The 3,225-nt window shown below is 29.2% G+C and carries 4 protein-coding genes; all 4 read left to right on the top strand.

Annotated elements, in window-relative coordinates; all coding sequences use genetic code 11:
* Positions 1–287 precede the first annotated feature (287 nt).
* A complete protein-coding gene (locus L988_RS00225; protein WP_047380378.1) occupies positions 288–860 on the top strand; it encodes a sugar O-acetyltransferase in 573 nt (190 codons plus the stop codon).
* 64 nt (positions 861–924) lie between these two features.
* Positions 925–1,857 carry an alpha/beta hydrolase gene (locus tag L988_RS00220; RefSeq protein WP_231549790.1) on the top strand — a complete coding sequence of 311 codons (933 nt, stop codon included), beginning with the start codon at positions 925–927 and terminating at the stop codon, positions 1,855–1,857.
* Positions 1,858–1,882: 25 nt separating this feature from the next.
* On the top strand, positions 1,883–2,926 hold the full coding sequence (locus tag L988_RS00215; RefSeq protein ID WP_047380376.1) for an alpha/beta hydrolase: 1,044 nt from the start codon (positions 1,883–1,885) through the stop codon (positions 2,924–2,926).
* A 70-nt stretch (positions 2,927–2,996) separates the two neighbouring features.
* A complete protein-coding gene (locus L988_RS00210; protein WP_047380374.1) occupies positions 2,997–3,224 on the top strand; it encodes an NAD(P)-binding domain-containing protein in 228 nt (75 codons plus the stop codon).
* Position 3,225 lies beyond the last annotated feature (1 nt).

The following is a 3,225-nucleotide window of genomic DNA, read 5'->3' as shown; positions in this document are numbered from 1 at the left end:
ATTTCATTGAGAAAGTTGTAAATTTGGTGCCGAAACGCAAAAAAACCGACGCGAGGCCTATATATAAAGTTTCAGCAGCTTTTATAATACTTCCTTCTCTTGTTATTGCTAAAAAATATTTTAAAATTCGAAGTTCCATTATAATCCTCCTAAGGTTATTTTGCTAAATTATATAATACATTCATATGCTTTTCAAGCATATAAATGTATTCAAAATAGGTATTTGTTATTTCAATTGTATTTTGTTAAAGTATATTTGAAAAAAATATATTTTATAGGAGGAATATATGACTTTAGATAAATTTTTAGAATATATGAATAATGAAAAAGTGGTTATTGCAGGCTCAGATGTACATAAATATATGATTAGCTTAACACAGGACGCTCTTAGATTAACTTCTGAGTTAAATAATAAATATCATACTTCGGAAGAGATTTGTGAGATTTTTTCTAAAATAACAGGAAAAAAGGTCGAGGATTCTTTTATTTTATTTCCACCATTTCATACTAATTGTGGAAAGAATATAACGATAGGAAAAAATGTATTTATCAATTCTAATTGTCAATTTCAAGATCAGGGTGGGATTAGAATAGGAGATGGAACTTTGATAGGACCAAATGTTCTTTTAGCAACATTAAATCATGGTATAGAGCCTGAAAAAAGAGGAAATTTATATCCAAAATCTATTCAAATTGGAAAAGGAGTTTGGATAGGTGGAAATGTTTCTATTTTACCAGGAGTTGTTTTAGGTGATAATGTAATAGTCGCAGCAGGATCGACTGTTACAAAAAGCTTTCCCTCTAACTGTATAATAGCTGGTATTCCAGCTAAAATAATAAAAGAGCTAAAGTTTATTTAAAATTTAACTTATATAAATAAAATGATATTTTTTAATAAAAATCTGAAGAAAGGAGTATGAAATATTGAACGTAAAAAAAATATTAATTATCTTGATGGTAACTTTTTTTACCAAATTAATGGGATTTCAAAGTGAAGAAATAGATGTTTTATTACAAAAGCCTAAAATAGATATGTTAAGTGATATTACTTATTCACAACCAGGTAATTTGAATTTAAAACTTGATTTATTAAAATCTGAGATCAAAGAAAAACAACCATTATTAATTTTTATAACAGGTGGAGGATTTTTTGCTTCTCCCAAAAATAATTATATTCAGCAAAGATTAGCTATAGCTGAAGCAGGTTATATTGTTGCAAGTATTGAATATAGAGTTATTCCACAAGGAAAATTTCCAGATCCTTTAATTGATATAAAAGCAGCAATAAGATATTTGAAAGCTAATGCGGATAAATTTGGTATAGATAAAGAAAGAGTTGCTGTTATGGGTGAATCTGCTGGAGGGTATTTAGCATCACTAGCTGGAACAACAGTTAAAAGAAAAGAATTTGAAATAGGAGAAAATTTAGAGGAGAATAGTGATATACAAGCAGTGATAAATATTTATGGATTATCAGATTTAACACAGGTTGGAAGTGACTATTCAAAAGAAGTACAAGAAAATCATAATTCTCCATCAGCACCACAAGCAATATTAATAAATGGTATGTCTATTTTTGGAAATGGAGGATCAGTGAATAGTAACTTAGAAGCAGCTAAAAAAGCAAATCCAATAACCTATATATCAAAAAATACACCTTCGTTTTTATTAATGCACGGGGATAAAGATACGTTAGTTTCACCAAGTCAAACGGATTTATTGTATCAAGAGTTGAAAAAAAATAAAATAGATGCAAAAAGATATGTTGTAAAAAATGCAGGACATGGAGATATTTATTGGAGCCAATCGGAAATAACAGAATTAATTATTAAATTTTTAAATGAAAAATTAAAATAATATAAAAAATTATCAGGAGGTAAAAATGAGACAAGTATTTTTAAAAAACAAATTATTTAAAAAAATTATTCAAGGAGTTACATTATTAACTTTAAGTAGTAATACTATTTTAGCTTCAACTACTTTAGCGTGGGATAAAACTTTTCCTAAAAGTGATAAAGTAAATGTAGAAAAAGTATCCTTTTATAATAGGTTAGGAATAAATGTAGTAGGAGATTTGTATACTCCTAAGGATATGGATATGAATAAAAAGTATTCAGCTCTAATTGTAGGAAGTCCTTACGGTGCAGTAAAAGAGCAAGCTGGAGGAGTTTATGCACAAAATATGGCTGAAAAAGGATATGTAACTTTAGCATTTGATGCGTCATATAATGGTGAAAGTGGAGGTCAACCTAGATTTAACGCTTCACCAGAAGCTTTTGCGGATGATTTTAGTGCTGCTGTTGATTTTTTAGGAACGAGAAAATTTGTAAATAGAAATCAAATAGGTGTAATAGGAGTTTGTGGAAGTGGAAGTTTTGCTTTAAGTGCTGCGAAAATTGATCCAAGAATTAAAGCTCTTGCCACAATTAGTATGTATGATATGGGTCGTGGAAGTCGTCAAGGTTTAAATGATTCAGTGACACTTGATGAAAGAAAAAAAATGCTACAAGAAATAGCAGAGCAACGTTGGGCTGAATATGAAGGAAAAGGAAGGGCTTTTGCAATCGGGACACCTGAAACAATAGATGAAAACTCTCCAGAAGTTGCAAAAGAATTCTTTGATTATTACAGAACTTCTCGTGGGCAACATCCTCGTTCATTAGCTGCGATGTCTTTAATTAGTAGTATAAGTCTAATGAATTCTTATCCTTTAACAGAATTAGAAGCAATTTCACCAAGACCATTATTATTTATAGCGGGAGAATTTGCACATTCTAGATATTTTAGTGAAGATGCTTATAGTAAAGCAAGCGAACCTAAAGAGTTACATATTGTTCCTGGTGCAGGACATGTTGATCTTTATGATAGAGTAGATCTAATTCCGTTTATAAAATTAGATTCATTTTTCAAAAAACATTTAAAATAATATAATAAACTTGCTTAAAAAAAATAAATTTATTATACTGTTTATACTATAAAAAAAAGGGAGAAACAGTATGCAAGATAAAGAGTTAAATTGGGGAATTTTAGGAACAGGAGTAGTTGCTAATGAAATGGCTGTAGCTTTAAAAAAAGCTGGTAAGAAAATATATTCAATAGGAAATAGAACACACAGTAAAGCACTTGAATTCGCTCAAAAATATGAGATTGGTAAAGTTTATGATAATTTTAATGGTGCGACACGTTTCGTAATGAAAAGTTACGACATGTTAAAAGTAGCTTAGA

Source organism: Cetobacterium sp. ZWU0022, assembly GCF_000800875.1.
Classification (GTDB): Bacteria; Fusobacteriota; Fusobacteriia; order Fusobacteriales; family Fusobacteriaceae; genus Cetobacterium_A.
The sequence above is the reverse complement of the archived record's forward strand: the minus strand, read 5'-3'. Positions and strand labels throughout refer to the sequence as shown.

Coding starts and splice junctions, on each gene's coding strand:
- L988_RS00215 (WP_047380376.1), top strand. CDS start 1,883: ATGAGACAAGTATTTTTAAAAAACAAATTATTTAAAAAAATTATTCAA.
- L988_RS00225 (WP_047380378.1), top strand. CDS start 288: ATGACTTTAGATAAATTTTTAGAATATATGAATAATGAAAAAGTGGTT.
- L988_RS00210 (WP_047380374.1), top strand. CDS start 2,997: ATGCAAGATAAAGAGTTAAATTGGGGAATTTTAGGAACAGGAGTAGTT.